Annotated in this window: 23 protein-coding genes; 11 read left to right on the top strand and 12 right to left on the bottom strand. The window is 63.0% G+C overall.

Annotated elements, in window-relative coordinates; genetic code table 11:
- Window positions 1-44: 44 nt before the first annotated feature.
- On the bottom strand, window positions 45-266 hold the full coding sequence (gene rpmE, locus RNA01_RS15190; protein WP_147181059.1) for a 50S ribosomal protein L31: 222 nt from the start codon (window positions 264-266) through the stop codon (window positions 45-47).
- 188 nt (window positions 267-454) lie between these two features.
- On the opposite strand from rpmE, the gene RNA01_RS15185 reads away from it, so the two are divergent.
- Window positions 455-2,260, top strand: coding sequence for an ABC transporter transmembrane domain-containing protein (locus RNA01_RS15185; RefSeq protein ID WP_235916666.1), 1,806 nt, complete (start codon window positions 455-457; stop codon window positions 2,258-2,260).
- Window positions 2,261-2,285: 25 nt separating this feature from the next.
- Here the strand turns inward: RNA01_RS15185 and RNA01_RS15180 are convergent, their stop codons facing one another.
- From RNA01_RS15180 to RNA01_RS15150, 7 genes are all read right to left on the bottom strand, one after another.
- Complete coding sequence (locus RNA01_RS15180; protein ID WP_147181058.1) at window positions 2,286-3,929, bottom strand: FAD-binding dehydrogenase; 1,644 nt, start codon at window positions 3,927-3,929, stop codon at window positions 2,286-2,288.
- A gap of 98 nt (window positions 3,930-4,027) precedes the next feature.
- Entirely contained in the window at window positions 4,028-5,059 is a 1,032-nt protein-coding gene (locus RNA01_RS15175) for a peptidoglycan -binding protein (protein ID WP_147181057.1), read from the bottom strand.
- Window positions 5,060-5,061: 2 nt separating this feature from the next.
- The gene (locus RNA01_RS15170; RefSeq protein WP_147181056.1) at window positions 5,062-6,099 is read right to left on the bottom strand and encodes a flagellar motor protein MotA; all 1,038 of its coding nucleotides are present in this window, start codon (window positions 6,097-6,099) and stop codon (window positions 5,062-5,064) included.
- 102 nt (window positions 6,100-6,201) lie between these two features.
- Complete coding sequence (locus RNA01_RS15165; protein ID WP_147181055.1) at window positions 6,202-7,002, bottom strand: inositol monophosphatase family protein; 801 nt, start codon at window positions 7,000-7,002, stop codon at window positions 6,202-6,204.
- 142 nt (window positions 7,003-7,144) lie between these two features.
- A complete protein-coding gene (locus RNA01_RS15160) occupies window positions 7,145-8,413 on the bottom strand; it encodes an MgtC/SapB family protein (RefSeq protein ID WP_147181054.1) in 1,269 nt (422 codons plus the stop codon).
- A 27-nt stretch (window positions 8,414-8,440) separates the two neighbouring features.
- On the bottom strand, window positions 8,441-9,484 hold the full coding sequence (locus tag RNA01_RS15155) for a tetratricopeptide repeat protein (RefSeq protein WP_431308589.1): 1,044 nt from the start codon (window positions 9,482-9,484) through the stop codon (window positions 8,441-8,443).
- Window positions 9,485-9,606: 122 nt separating this feature from the next.
- Window positions 9,607-10,260: a thiamine phosphate synthase gene (locus RNA01_RS15150; protein ID WP_147181052.1), complete on the bottom strand. Its 654-nt coding sequence runs from the start codon at window positions 10,258-10,260 to the stop codon at window positions 9,607-9,609.
- Window positions 10,261-10,365: 105 nt separating this feature from the next.
- Between RNA01_RS15150 and RNA01_RS15145 the strand changes: the two genes are divergently transcribed.
- Both RNA01_RS15145 and RNA01_RS15140 read left to right on the top strand, forming a co-directional pair.
- Window positions 10,366-11,133, top strand: a complete 768-nt coding sequence (locus tag RNA01_RS15145; RefSeq protein WP_147181051.1) for a sulfite exporter TauE/SafE family protein — start codon at window positions 10,366-10,368, stop codon at window positions 11,131-11,133.
- 79 nt (window positions 11,134-11,212) lie between these two features.
- On the top strand, window positions 11,213-11,473 hold the full coding sequence (locus RNA01_RS15140; protein ID WP_147181050.1) for an ArsR/SmtB family transcription factor: 261 nt from the start codon (window positions 11,213-11,215) through the stop codon (window positions 11,471-11,473).
- 122 nt (window positions 11,474-11,595) lie between these two features.
- Here RNA01_RS15140 and RNA01_RS15135 read toward each other — a convergent pair whose 3' ends face one another.
- The gene (locus RNA01_RS15135; RefSeq protein WP_147181049.1) at window positions 11,596-11,772 is read right to left on the bottom strand and encodes a YdcH family protein; all 177 of its coding nucleotides are present in this window, start codon (window positions 11,770-11,772) and stop codon (window positions 11,596-11,598) included.
- Window positions 11,773-12,009: 237 nt separating this feature from the next.
- Here RNA01_RS15135 and RNA01_RS15130 point away from each other — a divergent pair, with 237 nt between their 5' ends.
- The 6 genes from RNA01_RS15130 to RNA01_RS15105 all read left to right on the top strand — a co-directional run bounded on the left by RNA01_RS15130 (window position 12,010) and on the right by RNA01_RS15105 (window position 15,951).
- Window positions 12,010-12,213, top strand: coding sequence for a YdcH family protein (locus tag RNA01_RS15130; RefSeq protein ID WP_147181048.1), 204 nt, complete (start codon window positions 12,010-12,012; stop codon window positions 12,211-12,213).
- Window positions 12,214-12,231: 18 nt separating this feature from the next.
- Window positions 12,232-12,732, top strand: coding sequence for a 5-(carboxyamino)imidazole ribonucleotide mutase (purE, locus tag RNA01_RS15125; RefSeq protein ID WP_147181047.1), 501 nt, complete (start codon window positions 12,232-12,234; stop codon window positions 12,730-12,732).
- The gene (locus tag RNA01_RS15120; protein WP_147181046.1) at window positions 12,729-13,790 is read left to right on the top strand and encodes a 5-(carboxyamino)imidazole ribonucleotide synthase; all 1,062 of its coding nucleotides are present in this window, start codon (window positions 12,729-12,731) and stop codon (window positions 13,788-13,790) included. The genes purE and RNA01_RS15120 overlap by 4 nt, the downstream gene beginning before the upstream one ends.
- A 181-nt stretch (window positions 13,791-13,971) precedes the next feature.
- Window positions 13,972-14,097: a type B 50S ribosomal protein L36 gene (gene ykgO, locus RNA01_RS15115; RefSeq protein ID WP_003497670.1), complete on the top strand. Its 126-nt coding sequence runs from the start codon at window positions 13,972-13,974 to the stop codon at window positions 14,095-14,097.
- 118 nt (window positions 14,098-14,215) lie between these two features.
- Window positions 14,216-14,827 carry a tetratricopeptide repeat protein gene (locus RNA01_RS15110; protein WP_147181045.1) on the top strand — a complete coding sequence of 204 codons (612 nt, stop codon included), beginning with the start codon at window positions 14,216-14,218 and terminating at the stop codon, window positions 14,825-14,827.
- 80 nt (window positions 14,828-14,907) lie between these two features.
- Window positions 14,908-15,951 carry an alpha/beta fold hydrolase gene (locus RNA01_RS15105; protein ID WP_147181044.1) on the top strand — a complete coding sequence of 348 codons (1,044 nt, stop codon included), beginning with the start codon at window positions 14,908-14,910 and terminating at the stop codon, window positions 15,949-15,951.
- Between the two features lie 123 nt (window positions 15,952-16,074).
- Here the strand turns inward: RNA01_RS15105 and pyk are convergent, their stop codons facing one another.
- Window positions 16,075-17,514, bottom strand: a complete 1,440-nt coding sequence (gene pyk, locus RNA01_RS15100) for a pyruvate kinase (protein WP_147181043.1) — start codon at window positions 17,512-17,514, stop codon at window positions 16,075-16,077.
- The gene (locus RNA01_RS15095; protein WP_371864072.1) at window positions 17,514-18,047 is read right to left on the bottom strand and encodes a DUF1036 domain-containing protein; all 534 of its coding nucleotides are present in this window, start codon (window positions 18,045-18,047) and stop codon (window positions 17,514-17,516) included. Before RNA01_RS15095 ends, pyk begins: the two co-directional genes overlap by 1 nt.
- Before the next feature lie 144 nt (window positions 18,048-18,191).
- Between RNA01_RS15095 and RNA01_RS15090 the strand changes: the two genes are divergently transcribed.
- Window positions 18,192-18,989, top strand: a complete 798-nt coding sequence (locus RNA01_RS15090; RefSeq protein ID WP_147181041.1) for an N-formylglutamate amidohydrolase — start codon at window positions 18,192-18,194, stop codon at window positions 18,987-18,989.
- A 187-nt stretch (window positions 18,990-19,176) separates the two neighbouring features.
- The gene (locus tag RNA01_RS15085) at window positions 19,177-19,440 is read left to right on the top strand and encodes a DUF2312 domain-containing protein (protein WP_147181040.1); all 264 of its coding nucleotides are present in this window, start codon (window positions 19,177-19,179) and stop codon (window positions 19,438-19,440) included.
- A gap of 86 nt (window positions 19,441-19,526) precedes the next feature.
- Here RNA01_RS15085 and RNA01_RS15080 read toward each other — a convergent pair whose 3' ends face one another.
- Entirely contained in the window at window positions 19,527-21,245 is a 1,719-nt protein-coding gene (locus RNA01_RS15080; RefSeq protein WP_371864074.1) for a peptidoglycan L,D-endopeptidase MepK, read from the bottom strand.
- Window positions 21,246-21,441 lie beyond the last annotated feature (196 nt).

Below are 21,441 nucleotides of genomic sequence, written 5' to 3'. Positions count from 1 at the left end.
CCCGGACAAGCCGGGCTTTTCGCAAAACGTCGATCGAAATTCGATCAGAGGCCAAGGCCACCGAAACGCTTGTTGAACTTCGATACACGACCACCGCGGTCCATCAGCTGCTGGTTGCCGCCGGTCCAAGCCGGGTGGGACTTCGGGTCGATTTCGAGGTTCATGACAGCGCCTTCCGAACCCCAAGTGGAACGGGTTTCGTATTCTGTGCCGTCGGTCATGACCACTTTGATCATGTGGTAGGCGGGATGAATGTCAGCCTTCATTGCGATCTTCCTGATGTGCCGGAGGGTCCATGTGCCGCAATTGCGTCCAGCGACCCTATACAATAGATGAAGCCGTAGTCCGAAAAAGCCACGGCTTCCCAATTCGATGCGGTGCCTATACATGAAGGGCACAGGGATAACAAGTGCCATGGTACAAAAGCCCGTTGCCCGGGCCGGAGAAGAGTAAAGTGTCCGCAGTCACCGAAGTTGAAAAGCCGAAACGCCGCTCCATCAAGCCCCTCGCTCGCCTCCTGCCCTATATCATGCGCTATCGCAAGCTCGTCGCCGGCGCCCTGTTCTTTCTCGGTCTGGCCGCAGCGACGACACTCGCCCTGCCGCTCGCCGTCCGCCGCATGGTCGATCACGGCTTCAACGCCTCCGACAGCGGTTTCATCAACAACTATTTCGGAATGATGGCCATCCTGGCGGTCGTTCTCGCGCTTGCCAGTGCCATGCGCTATTATTTCGTCATCACCATCGGCGAGCGGGTCGTCTCAGACCTTCGCCGCGACGTCTTCTCCCATGTGACTAGGCTCTCGCCCGCCTTTTTCGATGTCAACCAGTCCGGCGAGATTGTCTCCCGGCTGACCGCCGACACGACCCAGATCAAGTCAGCGGTCGGCGCGACCGCTTCGCTCGCGCTCAGGAATACCATCCTCTGTCTCGGCGCCATGGGGATGATGATCGCAACCAGCCCGCGACTTTCGGTGATGGTCCTGGCCGCGATCCCGGTCATCGTCTTTCCGCTCGTTGCTTTCGGTCGCTCGGTCCGCCGCCGCTCGCGCGCCGCTCAGGACACGCTGGCCGAAGCCTCCGCCTTCGCCAGCGAGACGATTGGCGCCGCCCGTACCGTGCAGGCGTTCAATGCCGAGAAGATCGCCACCGACCATTATGGCGCAGCCGTCGAACAGGCCTATGAGGCCGCTCGTGCGGCGATCAAGTCGCGCGCACTGTTGACAGGCGTCGCGATCACGCTGGTCTTCGGCAGTATCGTCGCGGTGCTGTGGTTCGGCGCCCAAAGCGTGCTGGCCGGCACGATTTCCGCCGGTACGCTCGGCCAGTTCCTGCTCTACTCGCTGATTGCCGCGGGCTCGATGGGTACGCTGTCCGAGGTCTGGGGCGAACTTGCTCAGGCATCCGGTGCCGCCGAGCGCCTCGGCGAGTTGCTGCACGAAACCTCGCAGGTGCCCACGCCGGTCAACCCGATACCGCTGCCCGAGCCTCCCCTCGGCCGCGTCAGCTTCGGCGACGTTCACTTCACTTACCCGTCGAGCGGTTCCAAATCGGCTCTCAAGGGGTTGAGCTTCCGCGTCGAGCCGGGCGAGACCGTCGCTATCGTCGGTCCATCGGGTGCCGGCAAGAGCACGGTCTTTTCGCTCATCCTGCGCTTTTACGATCCGGTCAGCGGAATCGTGCGGATCGACGATGTCGATGTTCGCGAGGCGGATCCAGAGGCGGTGCGCGCGCGCATCGCCATCGTTCCGCAGGATGTGACGATCTTCGCCTCCTCCATCCACGACAACATCGCCTTCGGCTCGCCATCCGCGACCCGCCAGATGGTCGAGGCGGCAGCCGAGGCGGCCCAAGCGACCGAATTCATCATGCGTCTTGAAAGCGGCTTCGACACGAAGGTCGGAGAACGGGGAATCACCCTCTCCGGAGGCCAGCGCCAGCGCATCGCCATCGCTCGTGCCCTCCTGCGCAACGCCCCGCTCCTCCTGCTCGACGAGGCGACCTCGGCGCTCGACGCCGAAAGTGAAACCCTGGTGCAAAAGGCGCTGGACGGCCTGATGAAGGATCGTACCACGATCGTCATCGCCCACAGGCTGGCAACAGTGCTGAAGGCCGATCGCATCCTGGTTCTCGATAACGGCCATATCGTCGAGGAAGGCACGCACCACAGCCTGATCCAGCACGGCGGCCTCTACGCCAAACTGGCCAGGCTGCAATTCGAGACCGGCGGTCGCGACTTCGCCGCACCGGCGGCCGAATAGCCGGCGGCCAAGACGTCGGAGCCGGTCAGGCTCCGACCGATCGGCCGGCGATGCGGCCGGAGAACAGGCAGCCACCGAGGAACGTGCCTTCCAGCGCATTGTAACCGTGAACACCGCCGCCGCCGAAACCGGCAACCTCGCCGGCCGCATAGAGACCCGGCACCGGCTTGTTGGTATCGTCGAGCACCCGCGAGAAAAGATCCGTGTGCAAGCCGCCAAGCGTCTTGCGGGTCAGAACGTGAAGCCTGACGGCGATCAGCGGACCAGCCTTGCGGTCGAGCAGACGATGCGGTTTCGCCGTGCGCATCAGCCGGTCGCCGAGATAGTGGCGCGCGCCGCGAATCGCCGTCACCTGGGCATCCTTGTTGAAGTCGTTGAGAATTTCGCGATCGCGTGCCTCGACCTGACCACGCAGATGGTGGATGCCGACCCGGTGTTCGCCGGTCAACTCGTTCATACCGACAACCAGATCCTCAAGCGTGTCGCGGACGATGAAATCCTCCCCTTTGTCCATGAAAGCCTGGACAGGACCCGGCGGGTTCTTACCCAGGCGTTTGAGCAGCAGACGAATGTTCTTGCCCGTCAGGTCGGGGTTTTGCTCCGAACCTGAAAGGGCGAATTCCCGTTTGATGATGGCCTTGTTGAGAATGAACCAGCTGTATTCGTCACCTCGGGCCCGAATGGCCTTCAGCGTCGCCAGCGTATCGAAACCGGGCATTGCGGGCGCCGCAAAGCGGTTCCCATCCGCGTCGCACCAGAAGGATGACGGACCGGGGAGAATGCGGATGCCGTGGTTCGGCCAGATCGGGTCAAAATTTCTGAGACCCTCCGTATAGTGCCACATGCGGTCGCCGTTGATGATTTCGCCACCGGCCGCACGCGCAATCGAGAGCATCCGCCCGTCGACGTAGTGCGGCACGCCCGCCACCATCGACTTCGGCGGCGACCCAAGCCGCTCGACCGGCCAGTTCTTGCGCACAAGGTCATGATTGCCGCCGATACCGCCGGACGTGACGATGACGGCGCCGGCAAAGATCTCGAATTCACCGACCACGTCACGCGAGGATTGGGCACCGCGCGGTGCCGCATCTGCCGCCAACATGCTGCCCCGTACGCCGGTCACCGCGCCGTTGCTCGTCACGAGCTGGTCGACCTGATGACGGAAACGGAAAGTCAGACGCCCTTCGCGTTCAGCGTTCCGGGTCCGCCGGACGAAGGGCTCAATCACCGCAGGTCCTGTCCCCCAGGTAACGTGAAAACGCGGCACCGAATTGCCGTGACCAGTCGCCAGTGCGCCGCCTCGCTCAGCCCAGCCAACGACCGGGAACCAGCGGACTCCCTGGCGATGCAGCCAGTCGCGCTTCTCGCCGGCCGCGAACTCGAGATAGGCCTCAGCCCAGTGACGGGGCCAGTAGTCCTCGGCACGGTCGAACCCAGCGGAACCGAACCAATCCTGTCGGGCCAGTTCAAAACTGTCACGGATCCCCATGCGTCTCTGTTCGGGGCTGTCGACAAGGAAGAGGCCGCCGAGCGACCAGAAGGCCTGACCGCCGAGATTCTGCTCTCCCTCCTGGTCGAGCACGCAGACCTTAAGACCTCTGTCGGCGGCCTCGCTTGCCGCCACAAGCCCTGCCAGACCGGCACCGATCACCAGCACATCACATTCCATCCGCGAACTCCCCTCGCCTGCTCCCACTTCCTCTTACTTTTACGGGCACGTCAAGGAGCGCACAACCTAGCAGTTCTGCTAGTCGCCGGCCGACCTGATCAACGCTCGGTAAGTTTCAGTTCAATGCGGCGGTTCTGGGCGCGGGCCTCCGCGCTGTCGCCTTCGGCGATGGGCTGATACTCGCCGAAGCCGGCGGCGACCAGGCGGTTGGATGGGACGCCTTTCGAGATCAGGTATTTGACCACCGAAATGGCGCGCGCGGCCGAAAGCTCCCAGTTGTCGGCATAGCGGCCCGAGCCGCTGAGCGGAACATTGTCGGTATGCCCGTCGACGCGCAACACCCAGTTGATCTCAGGCGGGATTTCCTTGGCCAGGTCAAGCAGGGCGCCGGCTAACTTGGCCATCTCGACTTCGCCCTCCGGATTGAGCACATCGCCGCCCGAGGGGAACAAGACTTCCGACTGGAACACGAAGCGGTCGCCGACGATTCGAATGTTCTCGCGATCCGCAAGGATTTCTCGAAGTCTGCCGAAGAAATCGGAGCGGTAGCGGTTGAGCTCCTGAACCCTCTGGGCGAGCGCCACATTGAGGCGGCGACCGAGATCGGCAATCTTCACCTGCGAATTCTGGTCGCGCGCCTCCGAAGCCTGCAAGGCCTCCTCAACCGCCGCGATCTGGGCCCGTAGCGCCGCGATCTGTTGGTTGAGCAGTTCGATCTGGCTCATCGCCCGCCCGCTCACCTGCCTTTCGGCATCGAGTTCCTGGGTCAGGCGGCCGAGTTTCTGGTTGGCGGCATCCGTCGAACCGGCGCCGCTATCAAGCAATTGCTGCAAACGGCTGCGCTCGCTCTCCGAGGTCGAAAGCGAGGATTGCAGCGAGGCGAGTGTGTCCTCGAGATCCTGCTTGCCGCTTTTTTCCAGCGCCAAGAGTTGCGTCAGTTCGGCGATCTGGCTGTTCAGCCGGTTAAGAACCTCGTCCTTGCCGGTGATCTCGCGGCTGAGGAGGAACTGCGCCAGGACGAAGACGGTGAGCATGAACATGATCGCCAGAAGCAGGGTCGACAGTGCGTCGACGAAGCCCGGCCAATAGTCTACGCCGCGCTCGCGGCGTCGGTTGCGGGCGAGCGCCATGGCTATTTGCCCCCGCCCATCTTCTCATTGAGCCTGTCGAGGGTCTTGCGCATGGCACGGGCATCCTCCTGCTGCGCCTCGATCCAGTCGCGTAGCATCTGCTGCTCGTTACGCATGTTCTTGACCAGCCCCTGGATGCCCTCGGCAAGCCCGGCGATGGCCGCCACCGAGCGGTCGCTGCCGCCGGCATTCTCGCGGGTCGCCAGCTTGGCCAGTTGATCGACCAGCCGCCTGATGTCTTCGGCGGGAACGCCACTCGGGCCGCCTGATGGCGCCGCCATGTCGGAATCGACGTCGGTCACGGACGACAACCAGTTTTCCAGCTCGGTATAGAAACGATTCTGCGCCCGGCCGGCCTGAAGGTCGAGGAAGCCGAGAATGAGCGAGCCGGACAGCCCGAGCAGCGAGGACGAGAATGCCGTCCCCATGCCGGAGAGCGGGCCCGTCAGGCCGGTTTTCATCGCCTGAAGCACGTCGGTGCTGCTGCCGGAGCCCGGATCGAGCGATTGGATCACCGAACTGATCGAGGCGATCGTGCCAAGCAGACCCCAGAAGGTGCCAAGCAGGCCGAGGAAAACGAGAAGGCCGATCAGATAGCGCGAGGTGTCGCGTGATTCGTCGAGGCGGGTAGCGATCGAATCAAGGATCGAGCGCAGCGCCGTGGTTGAGATCGCCATCGAGCGGCGCCCGCCGATGAGCGCCCGCATAGGCGCCAGCAGCCGCGGCTCGCGCCCGACCTTGTCTGCGTCGCCGGCGGCGCGGAACGAATTGAACCAGCGGACCTCGGGCCTCAACGCCAGCACATGATTGAACACCAGAACAATGCCAACCGCCAGAACGCCGAGAATAAGGCCGTTCAGGCCCGGATTGGTGATGAAGGCCGCATGGGCCTGCCGGTAGAGGATCGCGGTGATGAAACCGACGATGATCAGGAAGATCAGCATCGTCGTGAAGAACGGCATTGGACTGGAGAGCTTGTGACCATACTCGCCGGGCGCGGCCTCCGCCGCCTCCAGATCCGCCAGCTTAACCTTCGCCATGTCGTCCGCCGCCTCCGGTAATCTTTGCGCCGGAGGCTAGTGGAAAATTGCGACGAATTGAAGCTAAAAGCCGCCGGGTGAACTCGACGGCTGTATAAAGGCTCAGGCCTTCGGAATCGGCCGCGCGATAACCTCGACGAGAGCCTTGCGAATATACTCGTTGCCGGCGACCACGGTGCCGGTGTGGAACATATCGCTGCCGTCGTGCATGTCGCTGACGAAACCGCCCGCCTCGCGGATCAGCAAGAGACCTGCCGCCATGTCCCACGGGTTAAGCTCGGCCTCCCAGAAGCCGTCGAGCCGGCCGGCGGCGACATAGGCAAGGTCGAGTGCGGCCGCGCCCATGCGGCGGACGCCGGCGACTTCGCCCATAACGTGACGCAATTCAACGAGGAATTTGCCGTGGGCGGCGCGGCCCAGATGCGGAATGCCGCAGCCCACGACGCAATCGGACAGGACCTTGCGCGCGGCGACCCGGATACGACGATCGTTGAGAAAGGCACCACCACCCTTTTCGGCGGTATAAAGTTCGTCAGTCGCCGGATTGAAGATCACACCGGCGACAATCTCGCCATTGCGCTCAAGCGCGATCGATACAGCGAATTGCGGAATACCGTGCAGAAAGTTCGTCGTGCCGTCAAGCGGATCGACGATCCATCGATGCGCGCCGTCGGTGCCCTTGATCTCCTCGCTCTCCTCGCCAAGGAAACCATAGGTCGGACGAGCCTTCAAAAGCTCGTCGCGCACCAGCTTCTCGGCCTTGATGTCGGCCTGAGAAACGAAATCGCTCGGTCCCTTGATGGAAACCTGCAGGTTCTGCACCTCGCCGAAATCGCGCGCCAGGGACTTGCCCGCCTTGAGCGCGGACTGAACCATGACATTGAGGAGTGCTGAACGGGCCATATCGGTTTCCTTGAAAGTGCGGCATGCGCCGGGCGACGGCGGCAGGTGTGGCGCGACGGGTCGCGGCAGTTTGCGCGGTTCAAGATCACAAAAATGGCCGGAATTCAAGGGGTATCCAGCAGCAAGCGCGTGTCCTACCCGCTCATACGACACTGCCGAGCGCCCAGGCACCGAGCGCCGCCGCGGCCGACAATGCGGTTGCCCCCCAAAGATGCCAGGAGAACCGGGCACAGCCGAAAACGCTGCCATAAACCGCCTTTGCCGCCATGTTGGTCAATGCGGCGACTCCGACTGCCTGCGCGGCAACGCCCGGCTGTAGCGACGGCAGCAAGCTCGCCACCGTCACCGTTGCCGCGTCGACATCGGCGAGCGCCGACAGGGCAGAGGCAAAGATAAGCCCCGCGCCGCCAAACTGCTGCGTCGCCGCCCGCGCCAGAAACGCGACACAGGTCAGGAGCAATGCCATTTTCGCCACGGCCGCCAATTCGAACGGGTTGCCCGGAGCCACCTCCCCTCCCGTCGACTGATGACTACGCGCAAGGATCAAAGCATAGAGCGCCAAGACCGCAGCACCGGCAACCAGAGGCCAAAGAAGGACCGGTAACAGCGTCTGGGCCAGTGTGGCGACAAGCAGCGCGGTCCGCAACAGTGAGACCGCGCTTGCGCTGATCGCGCCCGCGCTCAAAGTAGTCCCGTCCTCGCCTGAGGCACTTCGCCGGGCGAAGGCTACGGTCGTACCGGTCGAGGAAACAAGGCCGCCGATGGCGCCGGCGAGGACATCGCCCCGCGTCGAGCCAAACATGCGCACCGCGACATAGCCAGCGAAGGAAATCGAGGCGAGCATGATGGCCAGCATGACAATGCTCTTCGGCGACACCCCACCGAACGGTCCAACCGGTGTGTCGGGCAGGATCGGTCGGAGCACGAAGGTCATGGCAAGCAGGATGACGGCCGAGCGCAGCTCGACCCATGTCAGGCGTCGGATCGCCTGGTGCAGGAACTCTCGGCTCGCCAGGATGGTAACCAGCGCCGCACCGCCGGCGGAGGCGAGCGCCATGTCACCGAGCGCGGCCAACGCACCAAGCCCGAAGGTCAGAATGGCGGCGACCACCGAGGTGACGCTGTATGTCTTTTCGGCGATCGCCTCGCGCATCTCGAAAATCGCCATGACCAGGGCGATTGCGATCAAAAAGCCGGTTAGCGTAATGCCGGAATAGCTTGAGGCGACACCGAAGCTTCGCTCCAGCAGACCAGCCACGCCGCCGGCCATGCCGAACAAGGTGAAGGTGCGGATGCCGGCTGTGCGACCTCCTTCCGGCTCGTCGCGTTCTCGCCAATGACGCTCGACCCCGACAGCGGCGCCGATGGCGATCGCGAGGCCGAGGCGTTCGAAGAGTTCCACATTGTCCACGTTCGCCCCCTGCCCCTACGGCCACCGTCAGATGCGGCGAAACTTGTTCGCCGCGTCGATCGCCTTCTTCTGCTCTTCTTCGGTCAGCCCGAGATAAAAGTCCTCGAGCCCGGGATCTTTCAGACCGGCCCGGCGGGATAGCACATACCACTTGGCCGCCTCGACCGGGTCCGGGGGCGTGCCGAGCGCATTGACGTAGAGATGCGCAATACGGTTCTGCGCGATCACGTTGCCGCGGTTGGCGGCGATCTTCAGCCAGCGGAAGCCCTGCTCGTAATTGCGATCCCCGCCAACGCCGTTGACGAGCCAGATACCAATATCGAGCTGCGCGGTGTCGAAACCGGCGCGCGCCGCCCGATCGAGCCAGTATCGCGCTCGCTTGCGCTTGTCCTCTGGAAGCTCCGTCAGCGCCTGGTAGATCTGCGCTACCGCATATTGCGCGTCGGCAATGCCCTGCTCGGCGGCCTTCTCGTAATAGGGCAAGGCCATGGACAGCCCCTTGGTGCCGGGATTGTCGGAAACCAGCGTCTGCGCCCAATTGAACTGCGCCGACGCATTGCCGGCATCCGCCGCCTTATGCATGTATTCGTCAGCCTTGGCCTTGTCGCGAGGGACGAGCTTTCCCTCCATCAACAGCAAGGCATACTTGAACATCGCCGGTGCATAGCCGCCGGCCGCCGCTTGGCCGTACCAGAAGGCCGCGCCTTTTGGATCGGTCTTGATGCCCAGCCCGCGATTCATCAGTTCGGCGAGCAGGGTCTGCGCCGCCGGATCGCCGAGTTGGGCGCGAGGCAAGGCCTTGTCGACAGCCGTCAGGAAGAAGCCGCGCTGAAACGCGCCATAGGCCTCGTCAATGGGTCCCTTGTATTCCGGCTCGGGCGGCAGGTCGGGAAGAGGGACCCCCATGCGGTAATAGATGTTGACCCCCTGCTGATCCTCAACTCCCGCTGCCTGCCGCTTTTCGTCGTCCTTTGCCTCCGGACGCGCACCGCGATCCAGCGTTCCGGCATCGGTCACAGGGCTCCCTCCACGCTCCAGCCCCGTCGCGTCGGCCGGCGCCAGAGGCCGCATCTTCGGGCGCTCGACGGCTTGCTGGGCGAACAAGGCTTGCGGCAAGACCGCACCCGCCGCAAGGCAGATGACGACGGCGAACAGCACGGATGGATGGAGAAGACTGGAGCGCATGATGCCTTTCAATCTTCAAACCGTGGCGCTTTTTCGTCAAGCGCGGCATTGACCTGCGCAACGATGCTGGCCGCCATGGCCGGATCGGCGAAAACCGCCTCGCGCAAGGCGACGAACTCGACGCCGGTTTCCGCGACGGCAACCGCCGAGGCCGGATCCTGCCCGCCCATCACGATACTGGGAATGGCGATCATCGATGACCACCATTCGCCGAGCGCCAGATTCTTGGAATGCGCCTCCGGCTTGATATCACCGTCGAGCTTGCCGAAGAAAACATAGTCCGGCTGCACTTCGCCCATCTCCAGCGCATGATGCCGATCCATGGCATTGCCGCCACCGACGATCATCTTCGGCACATGCTTCTCCATCGCCTCGGCCAGGGCTGCCGCATTGCCGGTAATGTGCAGGCCGTCGGCCTTTGCCCGCCCGGCCACTCGGCTATTGTCGGCAACGAGGGCCGCAGCGCCCGCGTCCTGGATCACCGGGACAAGCAGTTCGACGTGTTTCTGAAAGACCGAATCGTCGAGGCCATACTGGGGGATAATGACCGAGGCGACGTCGCCGCCCTTCAAGGCGTCGCCCAATACGCGCGCCTTTTCCTCGGCGTCTGCGATGTCGGGAACAATCAGGACGAGACGGCAGCGATCTTGGGGACTGGTCATGACGGGATCCGTTTTGCGGAAGGACGGGACTTTTCCCGCGCGCCTCCCTCGTTTTGCGTGTGTAATTCCGATAGACCGGTCCTTCGAAAGGATCAACCGAAACAAATGAGTCTAGATCTGCTGTTCTATGCCGCGGCCGTTCCCGCCGTCATCCTCGTTGGGCTGTCGAAAGGCGGGCTCGGCGGCGCATTTGCCCTGATCGGCGTGCCGCTTCTGGCCATGGTCGTCCCGCCGATGCAGGCCGCAGCGATCTTCCTGCCGATTCTTCTGGTGATGGATCTCGTCGCCCTCTGGGCCTGGAGACGCCACAACAGCCGCCCAACCCTGCTGGCCATGTTGCCCGGCGGTATTCTCGGCATAGCGATCGGCTGGGCGACGTCCGCCTATGTTTCGGTAAACGTCATGCGCCTGTTGCTCGGCGGGATCTCCGTGTTGTTCGCCCTGCGCTATTTCGTCGATGCAGCGCGGCAGTCGGCAGCGATGGAACCGGCCGCCGCCGTCGAGCGCCCGGTCGCAGCGACGCTCTGGGGCACTCTGTCGGGCTATGGCAGCTTCGTCGCCCATGCCGGTGGACCGCCTTTCCAGGTCTACACGCTTCCGCTTCGCCTCGATCCCCTGACCTATACCGGCACCAGCACGCGCTTTTTCGCGATCATGAACGCCATCAAGGTCATCCCCTATTTCGCGCTTGGTGAACTCGGCACCGCCAACCTCTCCGTCTCGGCCACCCTTCTGCCGGTCGCGCTGGCCTCGACGCTGATCGGGGCGCGCCTCGTGCACTACTTGAAGCCCCGGATTTTCTATCCGTTGATGTATGGCATGGTGCTGATCGCCGGCAGCAAACTGCTCTACGACGGTATCACCGGATTTTAGGCGAGACAGGCGCACACAGTCGATTGCTGCACCGCACAATACGCTTGCCCGCCCCGGAATATTCACGTAACCTGCGTCCATGTCGAACCTGGACCCATTCGTCGCGATCGCCGATCCGCACCGCCGGTACCTGCTGGAAGAACTGCGGCGCGCACCCAAGACCGTAAACGATCTGGCGAGCGGTCTGCCGATCAGCCGACCCGCCGTGTCCCAGCATCTGAAGGCGCTGCTCGACTGCAATCTGGTCAGCGTCACCTCGGAAGGCACCAGGCGGATCTATTCCGTCAACCGGCCAGGCTTCGATCGTCTCAATCTGTGGATCGATCAGTTCTGGTCCTGACCCTTCACCAAGACAAAAAGAAGCCCCGAAAACCGCGCTGGTCTCCGGGGCAAAATTGACTGTCCTGATTTGCCGGCCCGGATCTGCCTTCAGGCGATCCCCGGCCGGCAAGACCCGGAAAACTAGTGTCTGGTCGACGCCCGCAAGCGTTCCATTTCATCCTTGAGCCGCAATTTGAGCCTCTTGAGCTCGGCGATCCGATGGTCGTCTACGGAGGGAGACGTAAGAGCAGTATGGAGCTTTTCCTCAAGAGCGCCGTGCTTCTTTTCGAGCGATTCAAGATGAGCCTGCATGGTCATTTGATACGTCCTTCCTTTTGCCTACCTCCAGCCCTCACAACGCTGGAGTTTCAGGCTTTACGAATGTAATGTGACACGAAGTGTACGGTTTGTCGAAGGCGAAATCGGGGAGAAAGCGCGGCAAATTTGCAGACAGGGATAACTTCCCGTTACCGGTATTTGATGATAGGAGCTTGCGCGAATCTACGGCGCGTCCGAGAAGACGGATGCGTAGGTTGCGAGAATGGGGACGTGATAATGCCCGATCAGGAAAAGGCGGACATTCGGCTGGCGCTCGCTCGGCTCCGGCAGGAGCATGAAGACTATGACGCCGCCATCAATGCCATGACCATAACGGGCTGCGATGCCTTGAGAATACAGCGAATGAAGAAGAAAAAGCTGGGCATCAAGGACAAGATGACCTCGCTTGAGGACCAGATCGTCCCCGACATCATCGCCTGATCTGGCAAGGAGCGTACGATGACCGAAGAACGCCCGCCCGTCGCCATCATCATGGGCAGCCAGTCGGACTGGGAAACCATGAAGAACGCCGCTGACACGCTGGACGTCCTTGGCGTCGGCTATGAGGCGCGTATCGTCTCGGCCCACCGCACCCCCGACCGGCTCGTCGCCTTCGCCAAGGGTGCGCGTGATGAGGGCTTCCAGGTCATTATCGCGGGCGCCGGCGGTGCCGCCCATCTGCCCGGCATGGCTGCGGCGATGACGCCCCTTCCGGTTTTCGGCGTTCCGGTCCAGTCCAAGGCGCTTTCCGGCCAGGACAGCCTGCTTTCCATCGTACAGATGCCGGCCGGCATTCCGGTCGGAACGCTTGCCATCGGCAAGGCCGGCGCCGTCAACGCTGCGCTGCTGGCGGCTGCAGTCCTCGCCCTGCATGACGAGGATCTCGCCGAACGGCTCGACGAATGGCGCGCCCGCCAGAGCGCGGCCGTGGCGGAATACCCGTTGGACGAACAACCATGAACGCACGCACGATCGGCATCATCGGCGGAGGCCAGCTAGGCCGCATGCTTGCCATGGCCGCCGCCCGCCTCAATTTCCGCACCGTGATTCTTGAACCGCAGGCGGACTGCCCGGCCGCCCAGGTCGCCAACAGCCAGATCGTCGCGCCCTATGCCGATCCGCTGGCGCTCGCCGAACTGGCCGCGGCCTGCGACATCGTCACCTATGAATTCGAGAACGTCCCGGTCGAGGCCGCCGCAACGCTCGCCCGCAACGTACCGGTCTTTCCGCCGCCGCGCGCACTCGAAGTGGCGCAGGACCGGCTGACCGAAAAGCGCTTCCTCAATGATTGCGGCATCCAAACCGCCCGGTTCCACGCGGTCGACAGCCAGGCGGAACTGGAAGCCGCACTCGCTGACTTCGGCGGCCAGGGCGTTCTGAAGACCCGGCGGCTCGGCTATGACGGCAAGGGCCAACGCGTGTTCCGCTCCGCCGGCGACCGCCCCGAGGGCGTCTTCGCGGCGCTTGGCAACGTGCCGCTCATTCTCGAGAGCTTCGTCCCTTTCGAGCGCGAGATCTCGATCATCGCCGCCCGTGCGACCGACGGAACCGTCGCGGCCTACGACCCGGCAGAGAACGTCCACCGCGACGGCATTCTCGACACCTCGACACTGCCGGCCAGAATCGGTGACACGACGGCCAAGGCGGCCGGAGAATCAGCCGAGAAGCTGCTGGCGGCCCTCGACTATGTCGGCGTGGTCGGCATGGAGTTTTTCGTCCTTGCGGACGGCAGTCTGATCGCCAACGAGATCGCTCCGCGCGTCCACAATTCCGGGCACTGGACCGAGGCAGCTTGCGTCGTCTCGCAGTTTGAGCAGCATATCCGGGCCATTGCCGGCCTGCCGCTCGGCACCCCGGCCAGGCACTCCGACTGCGTGATGACCAACCTGATCGGTGACGATATCGATGACGTTCCGACCTGGCTTTCCAAGCCCGGCGCGCTCGTTCATCTCTATGGCAAGACCGAGGCCCGGCCCGGCCGCAAGATGGGTCATGTCACGGAAATCATGCGTTTCTAAACCGGAAAGGCCGGAATAATCCGGGCTTTCACCGTTGAATCAGGGCGGACACGGTTGACACCAAGGGGCAGGACGGAGTATTTGCCACCAACCCTTAAGAGCACGCCTCGGAGCGTGCTTTTGATTGTAAGAAGACAATGGCGGATGAATCATTCGCCGATAACCTTTGCGGACCAGTAAAATGAAGATCAAGAACTCGCTGAAAGCGCTCAAGGCCCGTCATCGCGACAACCGTCTGGTTCGCCGCAAGGGCCGCGTCTACATCATCAACAAGCAGAACCCGCGCTTCAAGGCTCGTCAGGGCTGAGGCAAGGGCGCCGCTTTCCAGCGGCGCAGATGTTCGCCTGGCATGGGTCCGAGACCCGAAACTGCCACAGGCGAAGATTTGAGTTTGAAAGCCGGCGCAAGCGGATTATCTTATCCGCATGCGCCGTTTTCGTATTCGTGCCCCACTGATTGCCGCCCTGTTGCTCGCCGCGTCCCATGGTCCCTCGGCCTTGGCGCAGGCGAACGCGACGGAGAGCGTCTCGCTCGATTCGGCCGCTGGCAGCGAATCACCAAGAACGATCGACCAGTTGATGACGGCGCTGAAGCGCGAGCGCGATCCGGAATCAGCCCACCAGTTGACCGAAGAGATCCTAGCGGACTGGAACGTATCGGGCAGCCCCACAATCGATCTGCTGATGCAATGGGCAGCCAGTGCGGCTGCGGAGAAACGCAACCCCGCCGCCCTCGATTTTCTCGACCAGGCCATCGTGTTGAAGCCCGACTTCGTCGGCGCCTTGAGTCAAAGAGCGACGCTCCACTACACGATGGGCAATTACCGCAGGGCGATTTCAGACATCAACCGGGTGCTGACAATCGAACCGCGCCATTTCGCGGCACTGGCCGGCCTTGCCGCCATTCTCAGTGAACGCGGCAGCGAGGCTATGGCGCTGAAGGCCTGGGAACGTTATCTGGACATCTATCCGGCCGATCGCCAAGCTCAGGAGATCGTCAGCACACTCTCGGAAAAGCTGGCCGGCAGCCGCACCTGATTGAGCCGGATACCTTCGCAACGCATCGTGCCTTCGCCAGAGTCCGAGCATTTCCGACTCCAACCTCTCGTGTCCGTCTCATGCTTGTGACCGCACTCGTCTCCCTTGCCGCCCTGTCATCGGCTTCCGTCGCGCTGACGGCGCTGCGCGCCCGTGCCATCGAGACCGATGCTCCGCGCATCGGCGAGCTGACCGATGTCGGCGGCTTTTCGCTGCACGCGCTTCACGTGCCGGCGAATGCCGATGCCAGCCTTCCGCCGATCGTTTTCATCCACGGCGCCAGCGGCAACCTGCGTGACCAGGCCACCGCCTTTCTCGGTCCTCTTGAAGGTCGAGCCGAACTCCTCTTCGTCGATCGACCAGGCCACGGCTATTCACAACGCGGTGGACCAGACACCGCCTATCCGGACGGTCAGGCCGCAGCCGTTGCCCGACTGATGGAGCAGCGTGGCATCGATCGCGCCATCATCGTCGGCCATTCCTTCGGCGGAGCGATCGCCGCGAGCTTCGGCGTGCTCTACCCTGAAAAGACCGCCGGCCTGCTCTTTCTCGCCCCGGCGAGCCATCCCTGGCCCGGCGGCGTCGATTGGTACTATCGCCTGGCCTCAACCCCGCTGGTCGGGCCACTCTTTTGCCATACCGTCGCACTGCACGCGGGAAAGGCTAGGCTGGATGCAGCGACCCGCACCGTCTTTGCCCCCAATCCCTGCCCGCATGACTATGTCCAGCACACAGCCCCCGCCCTTGTGCTGCGCCCCGCCGCCTTTCGCGCCAATGCCACCGACGTCGCCAATCTCCATGGCTATGTATCGCGCTTCGCAAAGCGCTACCGCGAGATCAAGGCGCCAACGGTCATCGTCACCGGTGGCAGCGACGCCATCGTGCTGGAGGAGATCCACGCGCGCGGCCTCGCGCGCGACATCGAGGGATCGGAACTGGTGTGGATCAAGGGTCTCGGCCACAAGCCCGATTACCTCGCAAGGGACCTTGCCATCGCCGCCATCGAGAAGATCGCCGGGCACAAGCGCGATCTGCAGGCCATGGCGCGGGCGCTGGAGCCTGAACTGGCCAAAGCCGGCGTCGCAGTGCCGGAAGGCAACTCCGGACCGCTGGACAATCAATAGCGGCTGAGCGGGAATTCCCCGCCCGTCTTCTGCCCTACCGGCCAGCGGCGGGTTTTGAAGATGTGAAAAAGCCGCCCGCAGGCGGCTTCTTCGGAACCCTATCGTACGTCTCTCTCTATACCGTCAGATGCCCGACAGGCCGTCCGAACCGATATAGGCGATGCGCAGCATATTCGTGGCACCCGGAGTGCCAAGCGGCACGCCGGCGGAGATGATCACCCGGTCACCCGGCCGGCCAAACCCCTCGGCGACGACGATCCGGCAAGCGCGGTTCACCATGTCGTCGAGATCGACCGGCTCTTCAGAGACGACGCAATGCAGCCCCCAGACCATCGACAGCCGGCGAGCCGTCTGCAGGACCGGAGACAGCGCGATGATCGGCACTTCGGGACGCTCGCGCGCAGCGCGAAGCCCTGTCGTGCCCGACGAGGTATAACAAACGATGGCGCTCAGCTTCAGCGTCTCGGCGATCTGACGGGCGGCGAGCGAAATGGCGTCGGCGCCGGTTGCCTCCGGGTGCGCGCGCTGCGCATAGATGATGCCTGGATAATGCGGCTCGCGCTCCACCGTACGGGCGATCGACGCCATGGTGGAGACCGCCTCGACCGGATACTGCCCGGAGGCCGATTCGGCCGAGAGCATGACAGCATCGGCGCCCTCGAATACGGCGGTTGCCACATCCGAGACTTCAGCGCGGGTCGGAACCGGAGCGGAGATCATCGATTCCAGCATCTGGGTCGCGACAACGACAGGCTTGCCGGCGCGCCGGCAGGCCCTGATCAGCTGCTTCTGGAGGCCCGGCACGGCCTCGAGCGGCATTTCCACCCCAAGGTCACCGCGCGCCACCATCAGCGCATCCGAAAGTTCGATGATCTCGTCGATGCGTTCGATCGCCTGCGGCTTCTCGATCTTCGACATCAGGCCGACACGCCCGCGCGCGACCTTGCGGACATCGGCGAGGTCTTCCGGCCGCTGGATGAAGGACAGTGCCACCCAGTCGACTTCATTGGTGGCAAGCACCGCGTCGAGGTCGGCACGGTCCTTGTCAGTCAAGGCGCCGACGGCGAGCAGCGTATCGGGCAGACTGACGCCCTTGCGGTCGGAAATCTTGGTGCCCGAGACAACCGTAGTGACGATCGACTTGCCGTCGCACTTTTCAGCGCGCAGGTGCAACTTGCCGTCATCGATCAGCAGGCGGTGCCCCGGCTTGACCGCGGCGAGGATTTCCGGATGGGGCAGGAAGACGCGGGTGTTGTCGCCCGGCTCGTCCCTGCTGTCCAGCGTGAAGGTCTGACCCGGCACCAGTTCAACGGTCGTCTCGGCGAACTTGCCGACCCGCAGCTTCGGCCCCTGAAGGTCGGCGAGAATGCCGATCGGGCGGCCGCATTCGGCCTCGACCGAGCGGATCTTGACGATCAGGCTACGCATCACATCGTGGCTGGCATGGCTCATGTTGATACGGAACACGTCCGCACCGGCTTCATGCAGCTTGCGGATCATCGCTTCGTCGGACGAGGCCGGGCCGAGCGTTGCGAGGATCTTCACTTTGCGATTGCGCTTCATCAGTTCTGGCTTTCCTGCGTGCCGGGCGTATCGGAAAGCTGGACCATCCAACTACCCTGTCGACCCGTGTCATATTCCTTGAATCCCATCTGCTGGTAGCCGCGCGCGAAACAGTCCTGAACGCCAACGATCTTGAACTCATTTTCGGCAACGCACATGTTGATGTCGCCGGTCCAGCGACCACCGCGCGCAGCGTCCTCGGCATAGAGGTAATAGTAGCGGGATTGCAGCTCGCCCTCGATCAACGTCGCGCAGGTCGAGGCAGGCACCTGCCACCAACCCTCGGTGATCCAGCCCTCGGTCGCGCGGTAGCCGATCGCGACCCCGACCAGATTCTGGGTTCCGTTACAAACCCGAAATTCGGCATGAGCCGCCTCGGCTGCGAACAGCGGCGCGAACAATGCGCTGGCGATCAAAAAATGTCTGAGATGACGCGTGCGCCATGAGGCGCCTGGAATTCTATTTTGCTTCAGCACGGTTTCCGCCGGAACTCCATGTTTGTGCGTCGACTGCTTTCTTGCGATGATGGCCATTGAAAGTCAACGCAATTCTAATCGATTATATTTTTGACATAAACCATCGACCGCGATCTTGGCACAAACGTGACCGGGACGAAAGCTTGCGCTCGTCTTTCCCCCATGTCATCAAGCCGACAACAACCAAAGTGGCGCATCTTCATGCAAGATTTTCCCCCCTTCGAAATCCTGTCCGGACACGATGAGCGCGGCCTCGTGCTGCTGGCGGACCATGCGATGAACCGCCTGCCGGACCGTTACGGCGGGCTCGGGCTCCCGCAGAGCGCCTTCACCCGACACATCGCCTTCGACATTGGCATCGAGGGACTGACCCGCCAGCTGTCACAGCGACTTGGCGCTCCCGCCGTTCTCGGGTGCTTCTCGCGCCTGCTGATCGATCCGAACCGCGGAGAGGATGACCCGACGCTGATCATGAAGATCTCCGACGGGGCGATCGTGCCGGGCAACCATCCGATCAGCGCAGAGGAATGGAACCACCGCATCGAGAGCTTTCACCGGCCCTATCATCAGGCGGTCAGCCAGACGATCGCCGCGGTCGCGGAGGCCTCCGGCAAGGCACCGCTGGTTCTTTCTCTGCACTCTTTCACCCCGGTCTGGAAGGATGTCGCCCGTCCTTGGCACGCCGGCGTACTTTGGGATAGCGACCAGCGTACCGCCGAACCGCTCATCCGTCACCTGAACGCGCCGGGCGATATTATCGTTGGCGACAATGAGCCTTATGACGGCGCCTTGAAGGGCGACACCATGTACCGCCATTGCATGATGACCGGCACGCCCCATGTGCTGCTTGAAGTACGCCAGGACCTGATCAGCGACGAGGCCGGCATTACCGCCTGGGCCGATCGTCTGGCGCCAATTTTCGAGACGCTTAATGCCGACCCTGCCCTGCACCGCTACGAGATACACGCGTCTCGCACCGGTCCCTACCCGACCACGTAACCGAGCCTCCGCGCAGAGCCGGGAATTCGCCGCAATTGCCTGAGCAATTTGCCGCGCGCCCTCACCAACTGCCCGGCAGAGGCCAAGCCCGGGAGCGCTGCACGCAACTTGGGTCTTGACGCAGCCCGTACTTCGCGGCAGGTCAGCCCCACAGAAATGAATTTGTCGCTACCCAAGGAGAATGCCCATGTCTGATGCCCACGGCGTCGCCCGCGACCAGCTTCGCGCTTTTGTCGAGCGCATCGAGCGCCTCGAGGAAGAAAAGAAAACCATCGCCGACGACATCAAGGATGTCTACGGCGAAGCCAAGTCCATGGGCTTCGATACGAAGATCCTCAAGAAGGTGATCGCGCTGCGCAAGAAGGACGAGCAGGAGCGCATGGAAGAGGACCTGATCCTCGATACCTATCTGCATGCGCTCGGCATGATCGAGAGCCCGCCGGAAGAATAATCCGGTCCGACCGCCCCTAAGAACCGAAAAACCCGCCGGGTACTCCGGCGGGTTTTTCGTTTTCATCAGTTGCCGGGGGCATGGCCTTAGGGCGCACCGAAACGACTGGGGTCAACCGAGACCGTCCCCCGCTGGAAGCCGACCGGCAAGGCGGCGGTCGGAACGATGAGCGAACGGCTGACCACGCGTGGCGCCTTGTTGCTCTTCTCGACCTTCTCGAAGTGATCCTGGTTCAGCGCCCAGTAGGAAATCATGTCTTCGGTGAGGCGACCACCCGTCATCGCCATGCGCGCGGTCTCGGCTTCGGCCTGGCTCGGCCGCTTGCCTTTGGTCGGCAGCCCCGCCTCCAAGCCCTTTCCGGCTGCAGGCTTGGGCATGTCGAAGCCGTCGCCGAACTCACCATCGACCTTGGCGGGCTTGGCTTGCGGATAGACTGAGGCGACCTCAACCTGAGGCGCCTCATTCTTCGGAGCCTTGTCCTCAAGCACGGCAACACTCGACGGCTGGGCCTGCGGGCGTGTCGCCGGCATCGGCATATTGCTCTCTTCAAGCGCAGCCGCAGCCTCTGGCGAGAGAATGGCCTGCTCGATTTCGTCGATCTCGGCCTCCGGCTCACTTTCCGCACCGGCCAGCAAGGCTTCGGCCACGGCAGGTCGCGCGATCGGGACGGGAACCGTGGACAGCTGGCCGTCCGCCGAGCCGGAAAGCGCTGGATCCACAGAGGCCGTCATCACGTTGGCTTCATCCGCGTCACCCTTCATGCCACGCGGTCCAAGGAGTGTCGGGACAGGGATTTTCATCGTCTGAAGATCGGCAAATCCCTCTTCGGCGGCCGGATCTGCGGCAGCGACCTTCGACAGAGCGTCCTGGGCCGGGTTACGCGTCGGCGAGTAAAGCGCGACGGCCAGACTGTTATCCGCCGGGGCAAGCGAGGGACGAGCCGCCGGCACAGGAGCATTGAGCGCCAGATTCTGTGTCGGCATCGTCAGTTCCGCCTGACGTGGAGGCGGAGCCGCCGTTGCCACCATCACCGGCTGGGCTGCGGTCACGACGGGCTGCTGCACAATGGAGGGACGCTCGCTCGGAACGCCAACGTCTTCATCCTCATCCTCGTCACCACCGCCAAACAGCATGGCAAGCAGATTCTTGCGTTTGCCCCTGCCGGATTTGTCCTCGGCGATCAGGATCTGGTTCGAGCCAAGTCGTTTCTTGTAGTCGGCCAATGCCTGCTGATAGCCCGGAAGTGGCTTTCCGTCCGAGGGGATGTGAACGGTCTTACCATCCGGGAACAGGCGAACCAGCTCCTGGCGCGACATGCGCGGCCAGGCGCGGACGCCCGCGACGTCCATATGGACAAAGGGCGAGCGGGAACTGGGATAATAACCGACGCCGCCGGCCTGCAGCTTCATGCCGATCTCGCGCAGGGTCTTGAGCTGCACACCGGGAATGTAGAAATCCATCGCCGTGCCCTTCATGTGCTGACTTTCCTTCGCCACCCCCTTGGAGCGCGAACGCAACATGGCATTGGTGGCCGGCGAACGGTAGCCCGACACGACATTGATGTAGCCGCTGCCGCCGGCCCGCCGATACACCTCCCAGACGAGGTCGAACAACCTCGGGTCCATTCTGGTGGGTTCGTTGCGGCGCCAGTCGCGCACGAGATAGCTGAGCTGCTTGAGCCCCTTGGGATCATAGCGGCCGTTGCGCTTGAAGACGATCTCCGCCTTCTCGCCGGTATGAACGAAATGGATTTTCAGGGAACGGGTCTCGGCGGAGGCGCTCGCGGCCGTGCCGAAGAGAACCATGCAGCTGAGCAGAAAGAGGGAGACAACCGACAGAAGCGACACTGCGAAGGAACGTGCATGCGCAGCCGGATGACTGCGCCCGTTTCCGCCGAAAGGCGCGCTGCTATCATGCGTTGTCAGCAATTCAATCCCCGTCCGAAAGACTACGTCCCACGTCAACTCAAATGACTGCCAAATGCGGTAACACCATGGCAAA

The organism is Paenirhizobium naphthalenivorans, from assembly GCF_007992095.1.
Taxonomy (GTDB): Bacteria; Pseudomonadota; Alphaproteobacteria; order Rhizobiales; family Rhizobiaceae; genus Allorhizobium; species Allorhizobium naphthalenivorans.
Note: the sequence above shows the minus strand (reverse complement) of the source record. Positions and strands in the feature narration are given on the sequence as shown.